Origin of the sequence: Lysobacter capsici (assembly GCF_014779555.2) — a bacterium.
GTDB lineage: Bacteria > Pseudomonadota > Gammaproteobacteria > Xanthomonadales > Xanthomonadaceae > Lysobacter > Lysobacter capsici.
In genome coordinates this window covers 1,045,346-1,069,117 of sequence record NZ_CP094357.1, presented here as the reverse complement: position 1 = coordinate 1,069,117, position 23,772 = coordinate 1,045,346, and the positions used below count along the sequence as shown (strand labels likewise).

19 protein-coding genes and 1 rRNA gene are annotated in these 23,772 nt (G+C 66.0%); 9 read left to right on the top strand and 11 right to left on the bottom strand.

Annotated elements, in window-relative coordinates:
* Positions 1 to 37: 37 nt before the first annotated feature.
* A 16S ribosomal RNA gene (locus IEQ11_RS04360) occupies positions 38 to 1,582 on the bottom strand.
* A gap of 671 nt (positions 1,583 to 2,253) precedes the next feature.
* Here IEQ11_RS04360 and IEQ11_RS04355 point away from each other — a divergent pair.
* Positions 2,254 to 2,694, top strand: a complete 441-nt coding sequence (locus IEQ11_RS04355) for a DUF192 domain-containing protein (protein WP_096413192.1) — start codon at positions 2,254 to 2,256, stop codon at positions 2,692 to 2,694.
* Positions 2,695 to 2,770: 76 nt separating this feature from the next.
* Here the strand turns inward: IEQ11_RS04355 and IEQ11_RS04350 are convergent, their stop codons facing one another.
* Entirely contained in the window at positions 2,771 to 2,962 is a 192-nt protein-coding gene (locus IEQ11_RS04350; RefSeq protein ID WP_036115753.1) for a rubredoxin, read from the bottom strand.
* A gap of 64 nt (positions 2,963 to 3,026) precedes the next feature.
* Between IEQ11_RS04350 and thiE the strand changes: the two genes are divergently transcribed.
* The gene (gene thiE / locus IEQ11_RS04345; protein WP_191823872.1) at positions 3,027 to 3,680 is read left to right on the top strand and encodes a thiamine phosphate synthase; all 654 of its coding nucleotides are present in this window, start codon (positions 3,027 to 3,029) and stop codon (positions 3,678 to 3,680) included.
* Complete coding sequence (gene hemL / locus IEQ11_RS04340; protein WP_191823873.1) at positions 3,673 to 4,956, top strand: glutamate-1-semialdehyde 2,1-aminomutase; 1,284 nt, start codon at positions 3,673 to 3,675, stop codon at positions 4,954 to 4,956. The genes thiE and hemL overlap by 8 nt, the downstream gene beginning before the upstream one ends.
* Before the next feature lie 82 nt (positions 4,957 to 5,038).
* Here hemL and IEQ11_RS04335 read toward each other — a convergent pair whose 3' ends face one another.
* The 3 genes from IEQ11_RS04335 to IEQ11_RS04325 form a co-directional block, all read right to left on the bottom strand.
* Positions 5,039 to 7,147 (bottom strand): TonB-dependent siderophore receptor, encoded by a 2,109-nt coding sequence (locus tag IEQ11_RS04335; RefSeq protein WP_191823874.1) that lies wholly within the window; start codon positions 7,145 to 7,147, stop codon positions 5,039 to 5,041.
* A 210-nt stretch (positions 7,148 to 7,357) separates the two neighbouring features.
* Positions 7,358 to 7,783: an HIT family protein gene (locus tag IEQ11_RS04330; protein ID WP_191823875.1), complete on the bottom strand. Its 426-nt coding sequence runs from the start codon at positions 7,781 to 7,783 to the stop codon at positions 7,358 to 7,360.
* A gap of 26 nt (positions 7,784 to 7,809) precedes the next feature.
* Positions 7,810 to 9,030, bottom strand: a complete 1,221-nt coding sequence (locus IEQ11_RS04325) for an acetylornithine/succinyldiaminopimelate transaminase (protein ID WP_191823876.1) — start codon at positions 9,028 to 9,030, stop codon at positions 7,810 to 7,812.
* Positions 9,031 to 9,267: 237 nt separating this feature from the next.
* On the opposite strand from IEQ11_RS04325, the gene IEQ11_RS04320 reads away from it, so the two are divergent.
* Positions 9,268 to 10,857, top strand: coding sequence for a M20/M25/M40 family metallo-hydrolase (locus IEQ11_RS04320; RefSeq protein WP_191823877.1), 1,590 nt, complete (start codon positions 9,268 to 9,270; stop codon positions 10,855 to 10,857).
* A 953-nt stretch (positions 10,858 to 11,810) separates the two neighbouring features.
* Here the strand turns inward: IEQ11_RS04320 and IEQ11_RS04315 are convergent.
* Both IEQ11_RS04315 and IEQ11_RS04310 read right to left on the bottom strand, forming a co-directional pair.
* Positions 11,811 to 12,629, bottom strand: coding sequence for an SDR family oxidoreductase (locus IEQ11_RS04315; RefSeq protein ID WP_046660169.1), 819 nt, complete (start codon positions 12,627 to 12,629; stop codon positions 11,811 to 11,813).
* Between the two features lie 139 nt (positions 12,630 to 12,768).
* A complete protein-coding gene (locus IEQ11_RS04310; RefSeq protein ID WP_036111181.1) occupies positions 12,769 to 13,428 on the bottom strand; it encodes a protein kinase family protein in 660 nt (219 codons plus the stop codon).
* A gap of 193 nt (positions 13,429 to 13,621) precedes the next feature.
* Between IEQ11_RS04310 and IEQ11_RS04305 the strand changes: the two genes are divergently transcribed.
* Positions 13,622 to 15,637, top strand: a complete 2,016-nt coding sequence (locus tag IEQ11_RS04305; protein WP_191821679.1) for a bifunctional DedA family/phosphatase PAP2 family protein — start codon at positions 13,622 to 13,624, stop codon at positions 15,635 to 15,637.
* 371 nt (positions 15,638 to 16,008) lie between these two features.
* On the opposite strand, the gene IEQ11_RS04300 is transcribed toward IEQ11_RS04305, so the two are convergent.
* The 3 genes from IEQ11_RS04300 to IEQ11_RS04290 form a co-directional block, all read right to left on the bottom strand.
* Positions 16,009 to 16,599, bottom strand: a complete 591-nt coding sequence (locus IEQ11_RS04300) for an LON peptidase substrate-binding domain-containing protein (protein WP_036111186.1) — start codon at positions 16,597 to 16,599, stop codon at positions 16,009 to 16,011.
* A 213-nt stretch (positions 16,600 to 16,812) separates the two neighbouring features.
* Positions 16,813 to 18,189: a UDP-N-acetylmuramate:L-alanyl-gamma-D-glutamyl-meso-diaminopimelate ligase gene (gene mpl, locus IEQ11_RS04295; RefSeq protein WP_191821747.1), complete on the bottom strand. Its 1,377-nt coding sequence runs from the start codon at positions 18,187 to 18,189 to the stop codon at positions 16,813 to 16,815.
* Positions 18,190 to 18,463: 274 nt separating this feature from the next.
* Positions 18,464 to 19,042: an adenylate kinase gene (locus IEQ11_RS04290; RefSeq protein WP_036111396.1), complete on the bottom strand. Its 579-nt coding sequence runs from the start codon at positions 19,040 to 19,042 to the stop codon at positions 18,464 to 18,466.
* A 203-nt stretch (positions 19,043 to 19,245) separates the two neighbouring features.
* Here IEQ11_RS04290 and IEQ11_RS04285 point away from each other — a divergent pair, with 203 nt between their 5' ends.
* The 4 genes from IEQ11_RS04285 to IEQ11_RS04270 all read left to right on the top strand — a co-directional run bounded on the left by IEQ11_RS04285 (position 19,246) and on the right by IEQ11_RS04270 (position 23,014).
* Positions 19,246 to 20,526 carry a 6-phosphofructokinase gene (locus IEQ11_RS04285; RefSeq protein ID WP_191821680.1) on the top strand — a complete coding sequence of 427 codons (1,281 nt, stop codon included), beginning with the start codon at positions 19,246 to 19,248 and terminating at the stop codon, positions 20,524 to 20,526.
* Positions 20,527 to 20,535: 9 nt separating this feature from the next.
* The gene (locus tag IEQ11_RS04280; RefSeq protein WP_191821681.1) at positions 20,536 to 21,360 is read left to right on the top strand and encodes an AraC family transcriptional regulator; all 825 of its coding nucleotides are present in this window, start codon (positions 20,536 to 20,538) and stop codon (positions 21,358 to 21,360) included.
* A 126-nt stretch (positions 21,361 to 21,486) separates the two neighbouring features.
* The gene (locus IEQ11_RS04275) at positions 21,487 to 21,927 is read left to right on the top strand and encodes a VOC family protein (RefSeq protein ID WP_036111199.1); all 441 of its coding nucleotides are present in this window, start codon (positions 21,487 to 21,489) and stop codon (positions 21,925 to 21,927) included.
* A 283-nt stretch (positions 21,928 to 22,210) separates the two neighbouring features.
* Complete coding sequence (locus IEQ11_RS04270) at positions 22,211 to 23,014, top strand: hypothetical protein (RefSeq protein WP_036111202.1); 804 nt, start codon at positions 22,211 to 22,213, stop codon at positions 23,012 to 23,014.
* A 114-nt stretch (positions 23,015 to 23,128) separates the two neighbouring features.
* Here the strand turns inward: IEQ11_RS04270 and IEQ11_RS04265 are convergent, their stop codons facing one another.
* Positions 23,129 to 23,656 (bottom strand): hypothetical protein, encoded by a 528-nt coding sequence (locus tag IEQ11_RS04265; RefSeq protein ID WP_228464583.1) that lies wholly within the window; start codon positions 23,654 to 23,656, stop codon positions 23,129 to 23,131.
* Positions 23,657 to 23,772 lie beyond the last annotated feature (116 nt).

Genomic DNA, 23,772 nt, shown 5'->3' with positions numbered 1-23,772 from the left:
GACGTCTGGACAGGCAATTGGCTGTCTTTATGTCTCTAAAGGAGGTGATCCAGCCGCACCTTCCGATACGGCTACCTTGTTACGACTTCACCCCAGTCATCGGCCACACCGTGGCAAGCGCCCTCCCGAAGGTTAAGCTACCTGCTTCTGGTGCAACAAACTCCCATGGTGTGACGGGCGGTGTGTACAAGGCCCGGGAACGTATTCACCGCAGCAATGCTGATCTGCGATTACTAGCGATTCCGACTTCACGGAGTCGAGTTGCAGACTCCGATCCGGACTGAGATAGGGTTTCTGGGATTGGCTTGCCCTCGCGGGTTTGCAGCCCTCTGTCCCTACCATTGTAGTACGTGTGTAGCCCTGGCCGTAAGGGCCATGATGACTTGACGTCATCCCCACCTTCCTCCGGTTTGTCACCGGCGGTCTCCTTAGAGTTCCCACCATTACGTGCTGGCAACTAAGGACAAGGGTTGCGCTCGTTGCGGGACTTAACCCAACATCTCACGACACGAGCTGACGACAGCCATGCAGCACCTGTCTCACGGTTCCCGAAGGCACCAATCTATCTCTAGAAAGTTCCGTGGATGTCAAGGCCAGGTAAGGTTCTTCGCGTTGCATCGAATTAAACCACATACTCCACCGCTTGTGCGGGCCCCCGTCAATTCCTTTGAGTTTCAGTCTTGCGACCGTACTTCCCAGGCGGCGAACTTAACGCGTTAGCTTCGATACTGAGAGCCAAGTTGCTCCCAACATCCAGTTCGCATCGTTTAGGGCGTGGACTACCAGGGTATCTAATCCTGTTTGCTCCCCACGCTTTCGTGCCTCAGTGTCAGTGCTGGTCCAGGTAGTCGCCTTCGCCACAGATGTTCCTCCCGATATCTACGCATTTCACTGCTACACCGGGAATTCCACTACCCTCTACCGCACTCTAGTCAGCCAGTTTCCAATGCCATTCCCAGGTTGAGCCCAGGGCTTTCACATCAGACTTAACAAACCACCTACGCACGCTTTACGCCCAGTAATTCCGAGTAACGCTTGCACCCTTCGTATTACCGCGGCTGCTGGCACGAAGTTAGCCGGTGCTTATTCTTCCGGTACCGTCATGACCTCAGGGTATTAACCCAAGGCTTTTCTTTCCGGACAAAAGTGCTTTACAACCCGAAGGCCTTCTTCACACACGCGGCATGGCTGGATCAGGCTTGCGCCCATTGTCCAATATTCCCCACTGCTGCCTCCCGTAGGAGTCTGGACCGTGTCTCAGTTCCAGTGTGGCTGATCATCCTCTCAGACCAGCTACGGATCGTCGCCTTGGTGGGCCTTTACCCCGCCAACTAGCTAATCCGACGTCGGCTCATCTATCTGCGCGAAGCCCGAAGGTCCTCCGCTTTCACCCGTAGGTCGTATGCGGTATTAGCGTAAGTTTCCCTACGTTATCCCCCACAAATAGGCAGATTCCGACGTATTCCTCACCCGTCCGCCACTCGCCACCCAAGGAGCAAGCTCCTCTGTGCTGCCGTTCGACTTGCATGTGTTAGGCCTGCCGCCAGCGTTCACTCTGAGCCAGGATCAAACTCTTCACTTAAATGTTTCGATTCCAGCCTTGCGGCCTTCATCAATGCTTTGAGTGCAGACTTCGTTCCAGGCCAATTACTCAATTGCATTTGCATGCTTCTTAAATCGTTGGACTCTGTTACGAACGTCTGCAAGATGGACAACTATCCACCCGCCAGACGCCCGCACAAGTCACCTGCGCACACTGTCAAAGATCTTTAGGAACCGGCCTCAGCGCCTTGTTCCGTCTCGTCACCGAAGTGCCCGAGGGAGCCGCACACTATACAGCAGTTTTCGTGAACGTCAACACCTGTCCGCGAACTTCTTGCTGCTTCCCAACTCGCCGAAACCCTTCGTTTCCGAAGCATTCCACCTCACCGGGCCGCGCATCTTACAGCATGTTTTCGACTCGTCAACACTTGTCGAAACCGCCGCTTTCCGCGCGTCCCGCCAACCTACAAACCGGTCAGCGGGCCGCGCATCTTACAGCAATGTTTCAGACCGTCAACACCTGCCGAAACCGCTGCTTTTGCGCGTCCCCGCCGGCCAATCAACCGGTCAGCGGGGCCGCGCATTATGCAGATCTGAATAGGGCTTGGGAAGGGGTGACCGAAAATAATTTCGCGCGCTTCGGCCTTGACGATGCGGGGACGCTGTCGGATGTTCGCAAGCTCTTTGTCCGGCTCTCCAAGGAACCGCTCCATGTCGAAGCTGCGCGTGCTGATCCTGGGTTGCGGCTTGGCCTTGTCCGGCTGCGGGTCAGGCAACGAGGCCTGGGTCGAGATCGGCGGCCAGCGTTATACGGTGGAAGTGGCCAAGGACGACGAATCGCGGGCGCGCGGGCTGATGTTCCGCGACGAAATGGCGGCCGACCACGGCATGGTGTTCGTGCATGAGCGCGAGGAGCCGCAGGCCTATTGGATGAAGAACACCCATATCCCGCTGGACATCCTCTACTTCGACGGCAAGCGCCGGCTGGTGTCGCAACAGCGCGACGTCCCGCCGTGCTCGGGCGGCAACGGCTGTCCGCCCTATCCCAGCGATGCGCCGGCGAAGTACGTGCTGGAGCTCAATGCCGGCCAGGCGGCCAGGTTGAAGCTCAAGGATGGGGCGGAACTGAAGTTCGGGCCCGGGATCGAGTGAGCGGACGGGCAATGCCGGTCCGTGGTTCCATACAGGTCCGCCGCGGCCACTCGGGCCACGGCGGCCCTCATCCGCTTCAGACTTCCATCATCTCGAAGTCGTCCTTGGTCACGCCGCAGTCCGGGCAGGTCCAAGTGTCCGGGACGTCCGCCCAGCGGGTGCCCGGGGCCAAGCCCTCTTCCGGCAGCCCCAGGGCTTCGTCGTAAATAAAGCCGCACACGACGCACATCCAGGTGCGGTAAGCGGTGGTCGCGGCGATCTCGGACATGGGCGGATAATGGTTTTGCGGGACGGCATTGTCCCATCCCGCCCTCTCCGACGGAAGCAGACGCATGAATTCACCATGGCCGCGGCGCGGCCTGTACGTGATAACGCCCGACGACACCGACACCTTGCGCCTGATGGCGCGAGTCGAAACGGTGCTGGTCGCCGGCGCCCAATGGCTGCAGTACCGCAACAAGGCGGCCGATCCGCATCTGCGCCGCGAGCAGGCGCTGGCGTTGTTGCCGATCTGCCGCCGCCACGGCGTGCCGCTGATCGTCAACGACGACTGGCGTCTGGCCGCGCAGATCGGCGCCGACGGCGCGCATCTGGGCGAAGACGACGGCGAACTGGCCGCGGCGCGCGCGGCGATGGGCGATCGCGCCCTGATCGGCGCATCGTGCTACGACCGCTTCGATCTGGCCCGCGCGGCGGCCGCGACCGGCGCCAGTTATGTCGCTTTCGGCGCGTTCTTCGCTTCGCCGACCAAACCCAATGCGCGCCGCGCCACGCCGGAACTGCTGCAGCAATCGGCGATCCTGCGCCTGCCGCGGGTGGCGATCGGCGGAATCACCCCGGACAATGCGCGCTCGCTGGTCGACGCCGGCGCCGATCTGCTGGCCGTGATCAGCGGCGTGTTCGATGCGCCCGATCCGGCCGCCGCGGTGCGCGCCTACCTCTCCTGCTTCGATGAAGCCCGATCCGAAGAATTTCCCAATGAATAACCCCCGCTCCCACGAACTCTTCACCCGCGCCAGCGAACTGTTGCCCGGCGGCGTCAATTCGCCGGTGCGCGCGTTCAAGTCGGTCGGCGGCGAGCCGTTCTTCGCGCAGCGCGCGCAAGGCGCTTATCTGTACGACGTCGACGGTCATGGCTATATCGATTACGTAGGCTCGTGGGGCCCGATGATCGCCGGCCATGCGCATCCGCAAGTGCTGGACGCGGTCGAGAAGACCATGCGCAACGGTCTGAGCTTCGGCGTGCCCAACGCGCTAGAAGTGACGATGGCCGAAGCGATCACCCGGATCGTGCCGAGCTGCGAGATGGTGCGCATGGTCAATTCGGGCACCGAAGCGACCTTGTCGGCGATCCGGGTGGCGCGCGGCGCGACCGGGCGCAGCCGCATCGTCAAGTTCGAGGGCTGCTACCACGGCCACGGCGACAGTTTTCTGGTCAAGGCCGGCAGCGGCGCGCTGACTCTGGGCCTTCCCAATTCGCCGGGCGTGCCGGCGGCGCTGGCCGACCTGACCCTGACCCTGCCCTACAACGATTTCGACGCGGCAACTGGGTTGTTCGACGAAGCCGGCAGCGAGATCGCCGGCCTGATCATCGAACCGATCGTCGGCAACGCCAACTGCATCCTGCCGAAGGACGGTTATCTGCAGCATCTGCGCGCGCTGTGCACGAAGCACGGCGTGCTGCTGATCTTCGACGAAGTGATGACCGGGTTCCGGGTCGCGCTCGGCGGCGCGCAGCAGCGTTATGGCATAACCCCGGACCTGAGCACGTTCGGCAAGATCATCGGCGGCGGCATGCCGGTCGGCGCGTACGGTGGCCGGCGCGATCTGATGAGCCAGGTCGCGCCAAGCGGGCCGATCTATCAGGCCGGCACGCTCAGCGGCAATCCGGTGGCGATGGCCGCGGGATTGGCGACGCTGGAGCTGATCCAGCAACCCGGTTTCCACGATGCGCTGGAACGCAGCACGCATGCCTTGTGCGACGGCCTGGAAGCGGCCGCGCGCGAAGCCGGCATCGCGTTCCACACCACTCGGGCGCCGGGCATGTTCGGCTTGTACTTCCGCGACGGGCCAGTGGAAAGCTTCGCCGATGCGATGGGCTCGGATACGCAGCGCTTCAATCGTTTCTTCCACGGCATGCTCGAACGCGGCGTGTATCTGGCGCCGTCGGCGTTCGAGGCCGGGTTCATGTCGAGCGCGCATGGCGAGGCCGAGATCGCCCAGACCATCGAGGCGGCGCGGGCGACCTTCGCCACCCTGTAAGCAATTCGGTCGCGTTATCGCGATCGCGCAAACGAAAGGGCCGGCGAATTCGCCGGCCCTGTGCGTTTCGATCCAGGCGCGATCAGAACGTGAACGTAGCGCTCAAGCCGACGGTGCGCCGCGAGCCGAACCAGCAGTCGCCGCGCCCCATGCAGATGCTGAAATAGCGCTTGTCGGTCAGATTGTTGACGTTGAGCGCCCAACGCCAGGCGCCGGTGTCGTAGGACATCATCGCATCGGCCAGGGTCACCGACGGCGTGGTCGGCGCCGGCAGGCTGTCGAACGCGCTCATGTAACGCACGCCCAAGCCGGCGGCGAAACCGTCGCGGCCGCCGATGCTGAAGCGTTGCTTGCCCCACACCGCGGCCTGATGCCGCGGGGTGCTTTCCAGTTGCTTGTCGTTGTCGAGATAGTTGTAGTGCGCGGTGAGGTCGAAGCTGGAGGTCAGCTTGCCGGTCAACTCCAACTCGAAACCGCTGACCTTGGTCTTGCCGGCCTGGATATTGGTGTTGGGATGGTCCGGGTCGGACACCAGGCGGTTTTCTTCGCGCAGCTCGTAGGTCGCCGCGGTGAAGCTCAAATCGCGCGCGGCCGGTTCGAACTTGACACCGGCTTCGATCTGCTCGCCTTTCTGCGGCCTGTAACGCGCGCCGGTGATCGCGTGGGTGCCGGTCACCGGAGTGAAGGATTCGCTGTAGCTCAGGTACGGCGACCAGCCGGCCCAGTCGTGGAACATCACGCCCAGACGCTTGGTGGTGGCGCTGGAATCTTCGCTGCCGGCGCCGACCAGACCGTTCTTGGCGCGATCGTGGCGCAGACCGGCAACGACGATCCAATGCTCGCCGATGTGCATTTGATCCTGCAGATACACGCCGACCTGACGCTGGCTGCTCTTGACCGCCGGACCGAACGGCGGCGGCGTGTGCGACAGATAGACCGGGTTGAAGATATCGATCGCCGGCATGGTGCCGCCGCGGTCTTCCGCGCTCTCGAACAGTTGCTGCTCCTCTTGCTTGAAGCGCGCCGCATCCAGGCCCAGCAGCATCTGATGCGAGACCGCGCCGGTGTTGAAGTGGCCCTCGACGTGCTGGTCGATGTTCTGCATCCGCACATCGGTGTTGGCGTACCAGCCTTCGCGGCGGATGAGCCGCTGCTGCGGATCGACGAAGGGATTCAACGGATCGGTGAAGGGGTCGCCATACGCGCTGGCGTAGTCGACCTTGTTGCGCGCGGCGCGGAAGGACTGGCGAATCGTCCAGTTTTCGTTGAAGCGATGCTCGAACAGCCAGCCCGCAGTGGTGCGGTCGGTGTCGTAGTGGTCGCCCGGGTTGCCGATGAAGCGATGGGACGGGACGCGGCCGTTCGGATTGGACGCGATCGAACCGCTCCAGCCGAAGAACTGCGAGGTCGAGCCGGTGCGGTCCTGCTGCCAGCGCAGTTGCAGCGTCAGCGAGGTGTCTTCGCTCGGCTTCCAGGTCAGCGAGGGCGCGATCAGGCGGCGGTCGTCGTCGACGTGATCGACCTGGGTTTCGCTGTCGCGGTAAACGCCGACGACGCGGTATAGCCAAGTGCCGTCCTCGCTCAGCGCACCGGTGAAATCGGCGTTGACCTGGCGGCGGTCGAAGCTGCCGAGCTGCACGCCGATCTCGCGCCGCGTCTGCGCCTGCGGGCGCTTGCTGACCAGATTGACCACGCCGGCGGTGCTGCCTTGGCCGAACAGCATCGACGCCGGGCCGCGCAGCACTTCGATGCGCTCGAGCATGAAAGGATCGGTGCGCGCGGTGCTGGTGTAGTAGTTGAACGAGCTGCGCAGGCCGTCGAGATATTCCTGCGGCGAACTGCCGCGGATCAGCACCGAGTCGGTGCGCGAGTCCAGGCCGTATGCATCCGAGCGCACGCCGGCGGCGTAGTTGAGCGCGTCCTGGACATTCTGCGCGCCCTGATCGCGTATGCGCTCGCCGGTGACCACGGTGATCGCCTGCGGGGTTTCGGAAATCGGCGTGTCGGTCTTGGTCGCGGTGGTGGCATTGTCGGCCTTGTAACCGATCGATTGGCCCTGGACGACGATGTGATCGAGGGTGGTGGCCTGGGGCTCGGGGGCCTCGGCGGGGACTGCCGCCCACGCGGGCGCGCTCAGGGAAAAAGCGATGGCCAGGGCCAAGGGCGCCGGTAGCGGGCGGCTGCGGGACATGCGGGGGGACTCCGAAGTTGAAGCAAACGAGAATTATTATCGTTTGATCCAAAAGCCCGCGTAAAGCCCCTGTTGGCGATGCGGGGCGTCGCGCAACGACTCAAAAGGTGTCGAAAGGCAGCAGCGCCGCATGCGGGGCCGACGCTGCCGGCCTGTCCGTGATCGCGAAAGTCGCTTGTCTCAGGCGCCGCTCGCCTCAACCGCCACGGATCAAAGCCGCGCGGCGATACGCTCGGCGAGTGCGTCCAGGCTCGGGCGATCGCTGGGCGCCGGCAAGCCGTGGCGATACAGATGCAGAATTCCGTCGCCCACGCGGCGCGGCTGCACATGCAGATGCACGTGCGGAACTTCCTGGCCGCCCGCCTCGCCATTGGACTGCCACAGGTTCAGTCCGGCCGGTCGCTGATCGGCGGCCAGAGCCTTGGCGACGCGCACCGCGATCGCCATCAGATGCCCGGCCGTCGCTTCATCGAGGGCGTACAGATCGGGAATATGCCGCAGCGGCACGATCAACACGTGGCCGGGCACGGCCTGACGCAGATCCATGAACGCAGCGACGCGATCGTCGCGATACACGAAACTCGCCGGCACCCGGCCGGCGATGATGTCGCAGAACACGCACTCGCATTCGCTCATCGCCAGTGCCGCCGCGTGCGCCGCGCTCAGCGGCCGAGAAACTGCAGCAACGCCGCGCGCAGACGCGCCAGCCCCTCGGCCACATCGGCATCGCCGATATTGAGCGCGGGGACGAAACGCAGCACGTCCGGACCGGCCTGCAGGGTCAGCAGGCCGTGTTCGACGCAGCGATCGAGAATTTCGCCGGCCTTGCCCGCATGTTCTTCGCGCAACTGCGCGCCGATCATCAGGCCGCGGCCGCGCACTTCCACGAACAGGTTCAATTCGGCGTCCAGCGCGGCCAGGCCGACGCGGATCGCCTGCGCCTGACGCTCGACGTTGGCCATCAACTCAGGCGAACGCAATTCGCGCAAGGCCGCGCCAGCCACCGCCGCCGCCAGCGGATTGCCGCCGAAGGTGGTGCCGTGCGCGCCGAACTGCATCGACTGCGCGGCCTTGGGGCCGACCAGCATCGCGCCGATCGGGAATCCGCTGCCCAACGCCTTGGCCAGGGTCACCGCATCGGGCGTCACGCCATAGGCATGGCAGGCGAACAACTCGCCGGTGCGGCCCATGCCGCATTGGATTTCATCGAGGATCAACAGCGCGCCGTGGCGATCGCACAACTCGCGCAGGCCGCGCAGGAAGGCATCGGTGGCCGGAGTCACCCCGCCCTCGCCCTGCACCGGCTCGACCAGCACCGCGCAGACCGCGCCATCGGCCATCGCCGCTTCGGCCGCGACCAGGTCGTTGAAATCGCTGTAGCGAAAACCCGGCGGCAGCGGTTCGAAACCTTCGTGGTACTTGGGCTGCGCGGTGGCGGTGACCGCGGCCAGGGTGCGGCCGTGGAAACTGCCGCGGAAGCTCAGAATCGCCCGGCGCTCGGGCTCACGCCCCTGCGCGGTGGCCCATTTGCGCGCCAGCTTGATCGCCGCCTCGTTGGCTTCGGCGCCGGAATTGCACAGGAACACGCGCTCGGCGAAACCCGAGGCCGACACCAGTTGTTCGGCCAGGCGCAGCGGCGGTTCGCTGATGAACACGTTGCTGGTATGCCACAGCTTGCCGGCCTGTTCGGTCAGCGCCGCGATCAGCACCGGATGCGCGTGGCCGAGCGCGTTGACCGCGATGCCGGCGCCGAAGTCCACGTACTCGCGGCCGTCCAGATCCCAGATCCGCGAACCCTTGCCGTGATCGAGCACGATCCGGCGCGGGCGGTAGACGGGCAGGTAATAGCGCTCGGAAAGCGCGTACAGCGAGGCGGTGTCCATGGGGGCGGCAACGGCAGTGGGAGCGGAACGGCCATTGTCGCCGATCGCCGCGGCGCGTGCAGTGTCCGCCGCCGCTGCGCGATGCGGGCAGTACGACGCGCCGCGCCGCCGCGGTTGCGGTCATGATCGGTCCACGCCGATGGCCGGGGCCGCGGGTCGCTACGAACCCGCCGGATCTGGCCCATCGGCGCTACGCGCCTTGCCCGTTTCAAGCTTGCCTACGACGAGGGAAACGCCATGAGTTCACGCAGTCGCCGCACCGCTTCGCTGTTGTCCGCCGCGCTCGCCCTGATCCTGCTGCCGATCGCATCGGCGACGGCCGCGCCGCCCAGGATCGAAATCACCGAAACCGCCGCCTTCGACGCCTCCAGCGTGGCGGCCTTCGCCGGCGACTACGCCGACGTCTACGCATACCTGCACCAGCACCGCGACGCCGACCTCGCCCAGTTGCAGCGCTGGGTACGGCAGCCGTCGATCAGCGCGCAGAACCAGGGCATCGCGCAGATGGCCGAGCTGCTGCGCACGGATCTGCAGACCCTGGGCTTTCGAGACACCGCGCTGGTGCCGACCTCGGGCCATCCGGGCGTCTACGGTTATTACGATGCCGGCGCCGAGCACACGCTGGTGGTCTACATGATGTACGACGTGCAGCCGATCGAGCCGACCGGCTGGAAGGTCGACGCCTTCGCCGGCACCCTGGTCGACGATCCCGCGCTCGGCAAGGTGCTGATGGCGCGCGGCGCGACCAACCAGAAAGGACCGCAGCGCGCGTTCCTCAACGCGCTCGACGCGATCATCAAGGTGCGCGGCAAACCGCCGGTGAATCTGATCGTATTGGCCGAGGGTGAGGAAGAACTCGGCTCGCCGCACTATCCGGAAGTGGTCGCCAAGTACGAGGCGCAACTGCGCAAGGCCGACGGCGTGTTCTTCCCGATGAACACCCAGGATCGCGACGGACAGGCGTCGATGTTCCTCGGGGTCAAGGGCATCCTCTACATGGAGCTGGAAGCCAAGGGCAATGCCAAGAGCGGCGGCCCGCAGCGCGCCGAAGTGCATGGCTCGCTCGCCGCCAAGCTCGATTCGCCCAGTTGGCGCCTGGTGCAGGCGCTGGCGACCTTGACCACGCCCGACGGCGAGATCGCGGTGCCTGGCTATCGCGATGCGATCCGCGCGCCGAACGCGGAGGAGCAGCGTCTGTTCAACGGCATCGTGCGCGGCCGCGAGAGCGAGCAGGCCAAGCAACTCGAATCGCTGGGCGCGGCGCGCTGGAAGAACGGTCGCGGTTTCCGCGACGCGGCCGCGGCGGAGTTGTTCGACACCACGCTCAATATCGACGGGCTGGTGGCGGGTTACACCGGCGAAGGCGTCAAGACCATCCTGCCGCATCGCGCGGTGGCCAAGGTCGACTCGCGCCTGGTGCCGGACCAGACTCCGGATCAGGCGCTGGCCTTGATCCGCAAACAACTCGATGCGAAGGGCTTCGACGATATCGAGATACGCAAGCTGTCGGGTTATCCGCCAGCGCAGACCTCGGTGGACGCGCCGCTGACGCGCGCGGCATTGGGCGTATATCGCAAGTACGGACAGACCCCGCCGGTGGCGCCGCGCATCGGCGGCAGCGCGCCGTATTACGTGTTCACACAGACCCTGGGACTGCCGATGATCGCCGGCGGCCTGGGGCATGGCAGCGGGGCGCATGCGCCTAACGAGTACATGGTGGTGGAGCCGCTGAAGGGGTCGAAGGTGGCGGGGTTGGAGGAAGGGGAACGGTTCTATGTGGATCTGTTGTATTCGTTGGCGGATGCGTTGAAGCAGCCCGGCAAGTGATCGGGCCGATGGTGCTTGCGCGGTTATTGGATCGTCGCGGCGGAGGTTGAAGCTTCCTGCCGCAAAAGTGGGACGGGCTTGCGCCGAGGCCTGCCGATTCGACTTGACTCGTGCCGTTGCCGTTGCCGTTGCCGTTGCTGTTGCTGTTGCTGTTGCCACATAGCTTGGCTTGAGCCCGAAGCCACGCAGTTCATCCAGCGCTGCGAAGCCTGTAACTCGCGTTAGCAACAGGACACCCGAAGGGCGACGCGCATGGATGCGCGTCGCGCGCCACCGGGACAAGGATGTCCCGTGTGGCGCGTGCCTGCGTCAGCACCGCACTTGCGGGCTCTTGATTCAAAGAAAAGCGTTTTTCTTTGGTTACCTTTCTTTTGTCGCTTTTGACAAAAGAAAGTAACTCGGCCGCTTGCGGACGAAAGCTGTTGATCTTGCCTTTGGCTTCAAAAGCTCTAGAGCTTCAAAGCTTTGAAGCTTTTTAAGCTGCAAGCAGGATCAAAAGCGTTCCGCCGCTGAAGCGGCGGGTCACTTTCTTTTGTCTAAAGCAACAAAAGAAAGGTAACCAAAGAAAAATGCTTTGTTGTGAATCAAGGGCCCGCGCGATCGGTTCAGACGCGGGCATGCGCCACACGGGACATCCTGTCCCGGTGGCGCACGGCGCACATCCATGTGCGCCGCCCTTCGGGTGTGCTGTTGTTCTCGCGAGTTCCAAGCGTCGCAGCGCTGGGTGAACTGCGTGACTTCCGGCGCAAGCAAAAGCGGCGTGGCCTGGATGTAGGAGCGGCGCAAGCCGCGACCGCGACATTACGGATTCGACGAAGCTTGCGGCGTAGCTGCGGTGGCGCGGTCGCGGCTTGCGCCGCTCCTACAGGGGGCTACGGCGCCATAGGCCAGCTCATGCAGGCGCGCCACAGGACATGGGTCCTGCGCTTTACCAGTCGATCACGACCGACCACTTAACCCAGGAACAAATCCGGCAACAACGACTTGCTCGGATCGACCGCGTATTTGCTGAAGTCCGTGACACCCGCCTGCGTCAACACTTCCTCGTCGATCAGGAAGCGCCCATAAAAATCCTGCGCCGGTCGCACCAACACCGCATGCACCGCATCGGCGACGATTTCCGGCTTGCGGCAGCGATCCAGCGCAACGCCCGGAATCAGATTCAAGGCGTCGGTGGCGATGATGGTCTTCGGCCACAACGCATTGACCGCGATCCCGCGCGGACCGAACTCGCCGGCCAGACCCAGGGTCACGAAGCTCATGCCCATCTTCGCCAAGGTGTAACCGGTATGCGGCGCCCACCACTTCACGTCAAGGCTCGGCGGCGGCGCCAGGGTCAGGATGTGCGGGTTGGCGGCCTGCTGCAGGTACGGCAGGCAGGCCTGTGCGCACAGGAAGCTGCCGCGCGCATTGACCTGCTGCATCAGGTCGAACCGCTTCATCGGCGTGTCCAGCGCGCCGCGCAGCCAGATCGCGCTGGCGTTGTTGACCAGGATGTCGAGCCCACCGAACGCATCGACGGTCGCGGCGACCGCGGCCTTGACTTCGTCTTCCTCGCGGATATCGCACTTGAGCGCCAGCGCGCGGCCGCCGGCAGCTTCGACTTCGGCCGCGACGCTGTGGATGGTGCCCGGCAGCTTGGGATTGGCGACCGAGGACTTGGCCGCGATCGCGATGTTGGCGCCGTCGCGCGCGGCGCGCAGCGCGATCTCGCGGCCGATGCCGCGCGAAGCGCCGGTGATGAAGAGGGTCTTGCCTGAGAGGCTGGTCATGGACATGGCCGTGAATGGGGAATCGGGAATAGGGAATCGGTACGGCAAAAGCAAAAGCACAAACCCAATCCTAATCCCAATCGTCGCGCCCCAGATCGCAGCGCCTCTTCAACGATTCCCGATTCCCCATTCCCGGCTCTCAAGGCTTCGGCCCCTGCCCCTCGTTGTCTTCCCAATGCAGGATGCGCCGGGTCACGAAGCGGTAGACCGGCTTGCCGGTCGCGAACCAGGCCTCGCGCAGCCAGGAGTGGCGCTTGAGCACGCGCCGTTCGACCGGGGTCAGCGCCTGCGGGCAGTAGGTGCGCTTGTGCTTGAGCAGGTGACGCAGGTCTTCGCGCGCGAGCAGGCGCATCCAGCGCGAGCGCGGATCGCCGCGGGTGGCGAGCTGGAAATCGATGATCGCCGGGGTGCCATCGATCAGCACCAGCCAGTTGGCCTCCTTGGCCAGATCGTTGTGCGCCAGACCGCGCCGATGCAGGCGCTGCAGCAGGCGCCGCGCCTGGCGGAAATAGGCCAGATCGCCGCGCGGCGGGCGCTGGTACATGGCCGCGCCGTCGAGATAGCTGCGATCGAGCCGGCGACCGTCCCAGCGCAACAGCTGCGGCGTCGCCTCCAGCCCGTCCACGCGCTGCAGCGCGCGCGCCTCGCGCCGCGCCAGCCACCACGCCGGCAAGCGTAACCACCACGGCACATGGGCCAGGTCGCGGCGCACGAACAGGCCATCGCCGTCGCGCATCAACGCGATCCGGCCAAAACTGTCGGCCTTGAGCGCGGCCACTTCGGTAACTTCGGGGGACATTGGGGGAAGTGTACTTCGCGGGGAATCGGGAATCGGGAATCGGGAATCGGGAATCGGGAACAGCAAAAGCCCATGGGCTCGTTGACGCAAGCCAGCCGGTGCATCCGGCTTCCACTATTCCCGACTCCCTATTCCCGATTCCCGGCACCATCCAGTCACCCGCGCCACAGAGAGCGCTGCCTATAATCGCCCGATGGACTCAGCCTGGCTTGAAAGCGCGACCGCATGGATCGCGGCCCATCCGATCGCCGCGGGCGTGGTGATCTTCCTGATCGCCTTCTGCGACGCGCTCATCATCCTCGGCATCGTGGTGCCGGCGCTGCCGCTGCTGTTCGCGGTCGGCACCCTGGTCGGCCTGGGCCATATCAACGGCCCGTATGCGCTGGCCTGCTCGACCCTCGGCGCGTTCGCCGGCGACGGCCTGAGCTATTGGATCGGTCGTCGCTGGGGGCCGCAGCTGCGTCAACGCTGGCCGTTCGCGCGCTATCCGCAATGGCTCGACCGCGGCGAAACCATCTTCCACCGCCACGGCAGCAAGAGCATCCTGATCGCCCGCTTCGTCGGCGCGATCCGGCCGTTCGTGCCGGCCATCGCCGGCATGTTGCGCATGCCGATACGCCGCTACGCCTTGCCCAGCTTCGTCGCCTGCGTGGGCTGGTCGGCGTTGTTCCTCGCGCCGGGCTGGGTGCTGGGCGCGTCCTACGACGCGGTCGCGGCGGTCGCCGACCGGCTCGCGCTGGTGCTCGGCGCGCTGCTGATCGCGGTGGCGCTGGTCTGGGCGACGGTGCTCTACACCTGGCGCTGGTTCGCCTCGCACGCCAACAACCTGCTCGCGCGCGCGCTGCGCTGGACCCGCGCGCATCCGCACCTGGGCCGCTACGCCGGCGCGCTGATCGATCCCAACCGCCCCGAATCGGCCTCGCTGGTGATGTTGGCGGTGTGTCTGCTCGCGATCAGCTGGATCTGGTTCACCCTGCTGGCGACCTTGCTCGCCAGCGGCGGGCCGCTGCAGATCGATCACACCATCCACGAGTTCATGTGGACCTTGCGCAATCCGCTCGCCGACCGATTGATGGCCGCGCTGGCCTGCCTCGGCGACGCGCAGGTGCTGGCCCCGGCCTCGCTGGCGGTGCTGGCGTATCTGGCCTGGCGTCGGCGCTGGATGGCCGCGGCGCACTGGGTCGGCGCGATCGTGTTCGGGCTGGTGCTGACCTCGTTGCTGGAGGCGGCGATCGACATGCCGCGTCCGCCGACCGCGCCGGCCGGTTTCGGCTTCCCGTCGGTCGCGGTCACCATGACCACGATCGTGTTCGGTTTCTTCGCGGTGCTGATCGCGCGCGAATTGCCGGGACGGCAGCGGGTGTGGCCGTACCTGCTGGCGGGCGTGGTCACCACCCTCGTCGGATTTTCGCGGTTGTATCTGGGCGCGCACTGGCCCAGCGATCTGGTCGGCGGCACCTTGTTCGGCATCGTCTGGCTGCTGGTGCTGGGCATCGCCTATCGCCGCCACGTCGCGCGTTCGTTCTGGATGCGGCCGCTGGCGTGGCTGTTCTACAGCGTGTTCGTCGCCGCCGCGCTGTGGCATGCGCCGCGCTCGGCCGATGCGCTGCTGGCCAAGTTCGCCTCGGCCACGCCGACCACGGTGTTGAACGCCGATGCGTGGTGGAAACACGATTGGACCACCTTGCCCGCGCAACGCAACGAAAGCGATGCGCGCCGGCGCTGGCCGCTGGACCTGCAGATCGCCGGGCCCTTGCCGCCGTTGCGCGCGACCCTGGAAGCCAATGGCTGGCGCGTGCAACCGCAGGCCGACTGGCTGGCAACGATCGCCTTGCTCGACGACGACACCGCGGCGCGCGATCAGGTGGTGCTGCCGGCGACCCTCGACGCGCAGGCCGAAACCCTGCTGATGCTGCGCGACGGGCCGACCCCGGATGTTCAGTACGCGCTGCGCCTGTGGCCGGCGCCGGCGGTGCTGTCCGACGGGACGCCGCTGTGGATCGGCACGACTCAGACCTTGAAGCTCAACAAGCCGTTCGACGCGGCCGCGCTGTGGTTGCCGCAGCCCGACGACGGCAATGCGCATGCGCAGGTGCGCAGGGCGCTGACCGGTTTCACCATGATCCAGCAGGCGCATCCGAAGAACGGGGTGGAGGTGCTGCGGATGCAATCGCAGTATCGGGGGCCGGGGGCTGTGTCGGGGCAGTGAATGGATGCGGGATGCGTTGGGGCGTGGAGTAAAAGCGAATCCCCCCTGCCCCCCTTTTCCAAAGGGGGGAAAACCTTTGGGCAAGGGGCACCGCGTCGGGTTGGTTTGATCGCTCTCTCTCGGCCGGATCAGTTCGGCCGATTGCAGGCTTGAAATTGCAGGCTATTGAGTTCGTTGCGATCGATCCGGCATGAGTCACCGCCTAGCGGCTCATCCCATTCGAATAAGCCTCTATTCGAAGCTTCGCCGCATCCGTCCCCCAAAAACCACAAGACGGGTTCCCCCCTTTGGAAAAGGGGAGCCAGGGGGGATTCGCTTTTGCTTTTGTTTTGCTTTGCTTTTGATGCAGCCGCAGCGCCAACCCCAACCACTCAAGGCAACAACGCCAACACCTGATCCAGCCGCGCATGCGGATCGTCCAGTTGCAGCAGCATCTGCCGCTGCGATAACGACAACGGCAACAGTTCGGCCAGCCGCCAACCGACCCAGGCCGCGTCGTCGAAACGCGAATGCGCGGCCTTGCTGTGCTCGCCGCCGGCCTGTTCGAACAAACGCTCCAGCAAGGTCACCAGCAGCGAATGCTCGGGCCGCACGACTTCGTCAGGATCGGGCTCGCACCAACGCACGTCCGCGACCTGCAAGCCGTTGTCGCGTACCCGCACGCGGTCGGCGTGGAAGCGTCGCGCGCCGCGCACCCGCAAGGTCAACAGGCCGTCGTCGCCGGTGCCGAAATCCTCGATCACCGCTTCGGTGCCGAACGCTGCTGCGGCGGCCGGCGCACCGACTTCTTCGCCATCGATGATCAGGCAGACCCCGAAGCCGCGACCGACCCGGCCGCATTCGCGCACCAGATCGAGATAACGGCGTTCGAATACGCGCAGGCTCAGCGAGCCGCCCGGCAGCAGCACGGTGTGCAGCGGGAACAATCCCAGCGATTCGGCGACGGCGGGCTCGGACGACATGGCCGCAGTGTACCCGGCCCCAGGCCGGTGTTTCGAGCGCTTTATCGGTGCTGTAGAAACGCGAGCTCGGCTCGCGCCAGCGGCACGGCGATAAAGCCGATAAACAAAATCGCGATCGCATGATGGCGTTGAACGCATCGCCCCACGCTTCAACGCATCACCCAAGCCGAAGCAAATCCCGCCCTCACCAATCCCGCTTTTGCCAATCCCGAATCACGAATCCCCAATCCCGGCCTCAGCAAAAAACCGCCGAGGCGCACCATCGAAGCCGCCGTTGGACATGAACACGACGTGGTCGCCGGCGCGCACGCGTTCGCGCAACGCGGCGATCAAGCCATCGGCGTCGGCCACGGTCACGCCTTCGCCGCGCAGGCCGGCGAGGACCTTGCCCGCGTCCCAGGCCAGTTCGGGCCGATGCAGGAACACGACGACATCGGCACCGTCGAGCGACGGCGCGAGCGCGTCGGAATGCGCGCCCAGCCGCATCGAATTGCTGCGCGGCTCCATCGCCACCACGATGCGCGCGTCGCCCACGCGCGCGCGCAAACCGGCAAGCGTGGTCGCGATCGCGGTCGGATGATGGGCGAAGTCGTCGTACACGGTGATCCCGCCGGTTTCGCCGATCACTTCGAGCCGGCGCTTGACGCTGCGGAACCCGGCCAGCGCCGGCAGCACCGAAGCGACGTCGACCCCGACCGCGTTGGCCGCGGCGAGCGCGGCCAATGCATTCATGACGTTGTGGCGACCAAGCAAGGGCCAGCGCACTTCGCCGATGTCGCGGCCGCGATGGATCACCACGAACGCGCTGCCGTCGTCGGCCAGCAGCCGCGCGGTCCATTCGTAACCGGCCTTGCCTTCCAGGCCGAAGCGTTCGACCGGCGTCCAGCAGCCCATCGCCAGCACTTCGCTCAGGCGCTCGTCTTCGCCGTTGACGATCAGGCGGCCGCGGCGCGGCACGGTCCGCACCAAGTGGTGGAACTGGCGCTGGATCGCGGCCACGTCGGGGAAGATATCGGCGTGGTCGTATTCGAGGTTGTTGAGGATCGCCACCAGCGGCCGGTAGTGGACGAACTTGCTGCGCTTGTCGAAGAACGCGGTGTCGTATTCGTCGGCCTCGACCACGAACTCGCGGCCGCCGCCGATGCGCGCGGACACGCCGAAATCCTCGGCGACGCCACCGATCAGAAAACCGGGCTCGCGGCCGGCGGCCTGCAGCAGCCAGGTCAGGATCGAAGTGGTCGTGGTCTTGCCGTGGGTGCCGGCGACCGCGAGCGTGTCGCGCCCGGGCAACACCTGTTCGGACAACCACTGCGCGCCGGAGGTGTATTTGCGCCCGTCGTCGAGCACCTGCTCGACCGCGGCGTTGCCGCGCGAGAGCGCGTTGCCGACCACGATCTGATCGCAATCGGCGGAAATGTGTTCGGGCTTGTAGCCTTGCTGCAGCGCGATGCCGAGTTGTTCGAGCTGGGTCGACATCGGCGGGTACACCGCCTGGTCGCTGCCTTCGACCTCATGCCCGAGTTCGCGCGCGAGCGCGGCGACGCCGCCCATGAAGGTGCCGGCGATGCCCAAGATATGGAGCTTCAAGATCCGAGATTCCGAAAGAGGAGGCGGGTGTTCAACAAAGCGGCTCCCGCTGGCACCAGCGCCCCCTCTTCCGCTTGCGGCGACCGAAGGAAGTGCAGAGCTGAGAGGGCTGGGGTGAGGGCACGCGAGGATCGGTCAACGACGGCAGTTGCAACCGCGCACAAGCCCTGCTCGACAGCCTCAGATTCCCCGCTCACGACAGGAGTACGGGCGTGTGAGCCCTCACCCCGGCCCTCTCCCGCAGGCGGGAGAGGGAGCACAAACCACTACGAATAACTCAACCCACCGTCGGCGCCGGCTCCAGCGCCTCGATGATGCGGGTGAACACTTCGTCCAGCGAACCCACGCCGTCGACCACGGTCAGGCGGCCGTGCTGGCGGTAGTACTCGATGACCGGCGCGGTGACCTCGTCGTACACCTTCAGACGGGTGCGCACGGCTTCGGGACTGTCGTCCTTGCGGCCCTGCTCGGCGGCGCGGCCGGCGATGCGCTCGACCAGCAGCTCGATCGGCACTTCCAGCTGCACGGCGAAGTCCATCGGCTGGCCGATCTTCTTGAGCAGCGCGTCCATCGCATCGGCCTGGGCCAGGTTGCGCGGGTAGCCGTCGAGAATGAAACCGCCGGCGGTGTCGGGACGCGAGAAGCGGTCCTCGAGCATGCCCAGCAGGATTTCGTCGCTGACCAGATTGCCGGCGTCCATCACCGCCTTGGCTTCCAGGCCCAGCTTGCTGCCGGCGGCCACTTCGGCGCGCAACAGATCGCCGGTGGAAATATGCGGCACCTGCAGATGCTCCTTGAGCCGCGTGGCTTGCGTGCCCTTGCCGGAACCGGGCGCGCCCAGTAATACCAATCGCATCAACATCGCTCCTGAGACAACATGAAACCGTCGCACCCGCGCGCACTGCGCCGGGGCGGCCCGCCGGGCCGCGCCCCGGATCGGCGATCGCCGACCCCGTCGCTGGCCCGTCCGCGGGGCGGCGCTACACTCACAGCCGCCATTCACCCGCCGGGAATAGTGCGGTCAGCTTACCGCAAACCGGCGCAAATCCTGGAATCCCCATGCCGACCGCGAAGTCCTCCGCAAAACCCGCTGGAAACCTGCTGTATGCGCAATCGGGCGGTGTGACCGCCGTCATCAACGCCACCGCCTCGGCGGTGATCGAGACCGCGCGGGCGCGCGGAATCAAGGTATTGGCGGCCCGCAACGGCATCCTCGGCGCGCTGCGCGAGGAGCTGATCGACACCTCCAAGGAGTCGGCCGCGGCGATCGCGGCCCTGGGCCACACCCCCGGCGGCGCGTTCGGCTCGTGCCGGGTCAAGCTGAAGTCGCTGGACGCCGACCGCGCCCGCTACGAGCGCCTGCTGGCCGTGCTCAAGGCCCACGACGTGCGCTGGTTCCTCTACAACGGCGGCAACGATTCGGCCGACACCGCGCTCAAGGTGTCGCGCCTGGCGGCCGAGTTCGGCTATCCGCTGACCTGCATCGGCGTGCCCAAGACGGTCGACAACGACCTGGCGGTGACCGACTGCTGCCCGGGCTTCGGCTCGGCCGCCAAGTACACCGCGGTGTCGGTGCGCGAGGCCGCGCTGGACGTGGCGGCGATGGCCGAGACCTCGACCAAGGTGTTTGTCTACGAGGCGATGGGCCGCCATGCCGGCTGGCTCGCGGCCGCGGCCGGCCTGGCCGGCGACGGCGCGGACGCCGCGCCGCACCTGATCCTGTTTCCCGAGCGCCCTTACAACGAAGCCGATTTCTTCGCCAAGGTCAAAGCCACGGTCGAACGCGTGGGTTACTGCGTGGTGGTCGCCAGCGAGGGCATCCAGACCACCGACGGCCGCTTCGTCGCCGATGCCGGCGGCGGCAAGGATTCGTTCGGCCATACCCAACTCGGCGGGGTCGCCTCGCATCTGGCCGGGCGGGTCAAGGACGCGCTGGGCTACAAGGTGCATTGGGCGCTGCCCGATTATCTGCAGCGTTCGGCCCGGCACGTCGCCTCCAAGACCGACGTCGAACAGGCGCGCGCGGTCGGCAAGGCCGCGGTCGAGTACGCGCTCAAGGGCATGAACTCGGTGATGCCGGTGATCGTGCGCACCTCCGATTCGCCGTATCGCTGGAAGATCGAGGCCGCGCCGCTGGACAAGGTGGCCAATCACGAGAAGAAGATGCCGGCCGGGTTTCTGCGCAAGGACGGCTACGGCATCACCGCGGCCGCGCGGCGCTATCTGGAGCCGCTGATCCGCGGCGAGGCGCCGCCGCCGTACGGGCGCGATGGCCTGCCGAAGTACGTCGCGCTCAAGAACGTCGCGGTCAAGCCCAAGCTGCCGCCGTTCGAGGGCTGAGCCCGGGCCATGTCCGCCGACGCGCCGTCGCTGCCGGAACTGCGGCCCTGGATCGAACAGGTCTGGGTCAGCGCGCGTCCGGCCGCGGCGCCCGCGCATGCGCGCGAGCACTCGCTGCCCAGCGGCGCGATGCATCTGGCGATACGGCTGGATGGTCCGCCGCTGCGCTTGTATGCGGATGCGGCCGATCGGGTCGGGCGGGTGTATTCGCCTGCGGTGGTGGGCGGGGCGCGGGCTTCGTATTGCATCAAGGACACTTCCTTGCCGGCCGCTTCGGTTGGCGCGGTGTTGCGGCCGGGCGCCGCGCTGGCCTTGTTCGGCGTGTCCGCGGCCGAACTGGAAGGCGCGCATACCGATCTGCGCGATCTGTGCGGCGCGCAGGCCGATGATTTGTACGAACGTCTGGCCGCGACCGCCGACCCGGTCCGACGCCGCTCCGTGTTCGAACGTTTCCTGCGCGCGCGCCTGCGGCCCCTGCATGGGCTGGATCCGCAGATCGCCGACGCCCTGCACCGACTGCAACACGAACCGATCGGCGCCGCTGGCATCGCCGCGCTCGCGCAAGGCAGCGGCCGCAGCCATCGTCACTTCATCGCCCGCTTTCGCGAGGTCGCCGGTCTGGCGCCCAAGCGCTATGCGCGCGTGCTGCGTTTCAAGCGCCTGCTGACGGCGTTGTCGGCGACGCCGCGGCCGGGCTGGGCGCAACTCGCGCTGGATGCGGGCTATTTCGATCAATCGCATCTGATCCGCGAATTCCGCGAGTTCACCGGAGTGAGCCCGCGCGAGTATCTGGCCGCCGCCGCGGCGAGTGCGCATCATTTGCCGGTGGCTTAAACCGCGCATCGTGACGGGCCCGGCCTGACAGCATCGGCGCTCCCGATGCAGCACAGGTAAATTCCGTCCAATCCGGCGTTTGATCGCCGACGCAGACTCACCACCACAACCCAACCGAGCCCCGCCATGGCCGTCCACGAATTGTTCTCCTACCTGTGCGTCGCCGACGCCCAGGCCGCGGTCGAGTTCTACTGCAAGGTGTTCGATGCCAGCGAGAAGTTCCGCCTGGTCGAACCCGGCGGCCGCATCGGCCATGTCGAACTCGACCTGGGCGGCACCACCTTGATGCTGTGCGAGGAATTCCCCGAGGTCGATATCCGCCGCCCCGAACCCGCGCGCGGCCACAGCCACACCCTGCACCTGCATGTCGACGACGCCGACGACGTGGTCGCGCGCGCGGTCGCCGCCGGCGCGCAACTGGCGATGGCGCCGCGCGATCATTTCTACGGCGAGCGCTCGGGCACCGTGATCGACCCGTTCGGCCATCGCTGGAACATCGGCCACAGCATCGAAAAAATCGAGCCGGACGAAATGCAGCGCCGTTACGATCGAGATCCCGATTGCTGAGTCGAACCCGGCGCGGCGGATCGATCACGACCGGATCGGCAAACCGCGCAGCAACCGCCGCGGCTGGCGCGACGAATCCGTCTTTCCCGACGCGGCATCGCCGACCTCCCAGGCCGAGCACCCCGTCACACTGTGCGCTGCGTCCGGTAATCGTGCCGCTGCGCGCGCGGCGTCACCGTCTACACATTGAATAGCCACTGAGATTGCGGCAATCTGCCGCCGCAAGCGTTCATGCGACACAGGGGCGCACGGACGCAAAGTTTCATCACTCAGGGAGTGCTCGATGAAAGGCAAGTTCTTACCGCTGCTGCTGCTCGTTCCGTCGCTGTCGGCCTTCGCCGACCAATGCGACGACAACTTCACCAAGAAGGGCAACCCCATCACCGGCGGCGAGTATTCCACCTCGGTGAAGGTCGCCGGCCTGAGCACCGCCAGCGCGATCGGCCAGATGCGCAACATCGCCATCGGCAACAGCATGCAGATCCTCGACGAGGACCTGCAGGGCGGCTCGCTGCTGGTCGAGGAACCGGCCAGCGCCGTGCATCGTCCGCTGCCGATCAGCATCAGCGCGACCGCCGACGGCGAAGTCAGCATGGTGCTCAAGACCCGCAAGGGCTCGTTCGGCAACGCCGGCGAGATCAAGAAGGCCATGTGCGGCATGCTGACCCAGCTCAAGCCGGGCAAGACCGCGCCGCCGCGCGCCGCGGCCGCGGCGGCCAAGCCGATCGCGATGTCGGCCACCGCGCTGGCCACCGAGGTCGAGCAGCAGGCCAAGGAAAACGTCGCCGTCGTCGACACCCGTTACAAGGGCCGCGTCTACACGCTCAAGGGCGTGAACAAGGGCGTGACCACCGAAGGCGGCATCCTGCGCGTGTTCTACGACATGAACCCGTCGCTGATTCCCGGCCTGACCCAGAGCCGCACCCTGCTCTATCAGACCCGGGTGATGTGCAAGCTGGCCTCCGACCAGAAGGGTTATGCACTGTCGCTGCGCACCAACGACCGCATCAACCTCACCGGCACCTTCGATTACTACGAAGACGCCGAGCGTCTGGTGATCCTCAAGGATTGCCGCGCGGCCAAGTAATCGCCGCGCAACTCGCCGTCAGCGAGACAAGAAAAAGGGCCGCATCGCGGCCCTTTTTCGTTATCCGGCGGACTCGTTATCCAACACGGATGCGGATCGATCGCCCCCAGCGGTTCAACCGCCGCAGGGCTTGCCCTCGACCGACATGGCCGCGGCGAACATCGGGATCGCCGCGAGCTTGTTGGCCGCGGCCTTTTCCTTTTCGTCCTGCAGGTACAGCCGCGATTTGCCCTGCGCGTCCAGGCTCGGCGGCACCGCGGCCGCGGCCGGCTTGCGCCAGATCCGCACCACCGCCTGCTGCTGCGGACAGGCCGCGCTGGGCACCCGGATCAGATCGTTGAATTTCCAGCCGGCGGCTTCGGACGGCTTGGCCTTGGCCGCATCGACGAAGCGCGCGCGCGGCTGGCAGTTCGGGCTGGTACGCACGACCGCGAATTTGTACGCCGGTTCGGCCTGGCCGGTGAACTGGCCCTCGATGCGCGCGCAGGCTTCGGGAATCTGCCGCAGCGTATGCACGCCGCCGACCGGCTGGGCGGCGATCGCGGCATCGCGCTTGATCTCGGGGACCGGATCGGCGGCCGCCGAGGCCAGCATGGGGGCCAGCGCGAGCAAGGCGCAGGCCAAGACGGGGACGGTTCGCATCGTCGGCTCCTGACTACAAGGCCGGGGCAGACTCGCACGCATCGGCTGAACCATCACTTCACCCCGGACGGCGCCGCTCGGGTATGCCGGTCATGACGCCGGCGCGCCAGCGCCGG

Coding starts and splice junctions, on each gene's coding strand:
- IEQ11_RS04350 (WP_036115753.1), bottom strand. CDS start 2,962: ATGTCCGAGATCGCCGCGACCACCGCTTACCGCACCTGGATGTGCGTC.
- IEQ11_RS04285 (WP_191821680.1), top strand. CDS start 19,246: ATGCCGACCGCGAAGTCCTCCGCAAAACCCGCTGGAAACCTGCTGTAT.
- hemL (WP_191823873.1), top strand. CDS start 3,673: ATGAATAACCCCCGCTCCCACGAACTCTTCACCCGCGCCAGCGAACTG.
- IEQ11_RS04325 (WP_191823876.1), bottom strand. CDS start 9,030: ATGGACACCGCCTCGCTGTACGCGCTTTCCGAGCGCTATTACCTGCCC.
- IEQ11_RS04315 (WP_046660169.1), bottom strand. CDS start 12,629: ATGACCAGCCTCTCAGGCAAGACCCTCTTCATCACCGGCGCTTCGCGC.
- IEQ11_RS04290 (WP_036111396.1), bottom strand. CDS start 19,042: ATGCGATTGGTATTACTGGGCGCGCCCGGTTCCGGCAAGGGCACGCAA.
- IEQ11_RS04330 (WP_191823875.1), bottom strand. CDS start 7,783: ATGAGCGAATGCGAGTGCGTGTTCTGCGACATCATCGCCGGCCGGGTG.
- IEQ11_RS04310 (WP_036111181.1), bottom strand. CDS start 13,428: ATGTCCCCCGAAGTTACCGAAGTGGCCGCGCTCAAGGCCGACAGTTTT.
- IEQ11_RS04305 (WP_191821679.1), top strand. CDS start 13,622: ATGGACTCAGCCTGGCTTGAAAGCGCGACCGCATGGATCGCGGCCCAT.
- IEQ11_RS04335 (WP_191823874.1), bottom strand. CDS start 7,147: ATGTCCCGCAGCCGCCCGCTACCGGCGCCCTTGGCCCTGGCCATCGCT.
- IEQ11_RS04300 (WP_036111186.1), bottom strand. CDS start 16,599: ATGTCGTCCGAGCCCGCCGTCGCCGAATCGCTGGGATTGTTCCCGCTG.
- IEQ11_RS04280 (WP_191821681.1), top strand. CDS start 20,536: ATGTCCGCCGACGCGCCGTCGCTGCCGGAACTGCGGCCCTGGATCGAA.
- IEQ11_RS04355 (WP_096413192.1), top strand. CDS start 2,254: ATGTCGAAGCTGCGCGTGCTGATCCTGGGTTGCGGCTTGGCCTTGTCC.
- IEQ11_RS04275 (WP_036111199.1), top strand. CDS start 21,487: ATGGCCGTCCACGAATTGTTCTCCTACCTGTGCGTCGCCGACGCCCAG.
- IEQ11_RS04320 (WP_191823877.1), top strand. CDS start 9,268: ATGAGTTCACGCAGTCGCCGCACCGCTTCGCTGTTGTCCGCCGCGCTC.
- thiE (WP_191823872.1), top strand. CDS start 3,027: ATGAATTCACCATGGCCGCGGCGCGGCCTGTACGTGATAACGCCCGAC.
- IEQ11_RS04270 (WP_036111202.1), top strand. CDS start 22,211: ATGAAAGGCAAGTTCTTACCGCTGCTGCTGCTCGTTCCGTCGCTGTCG.
- IEQ11_RS04265 (WP_228464583.1), bottom strand. CDS start 23,656: ATGCGAACCGTCCCCGTCTTGGCCTGCGCCTTGCTCGCGCTGGCCCCC.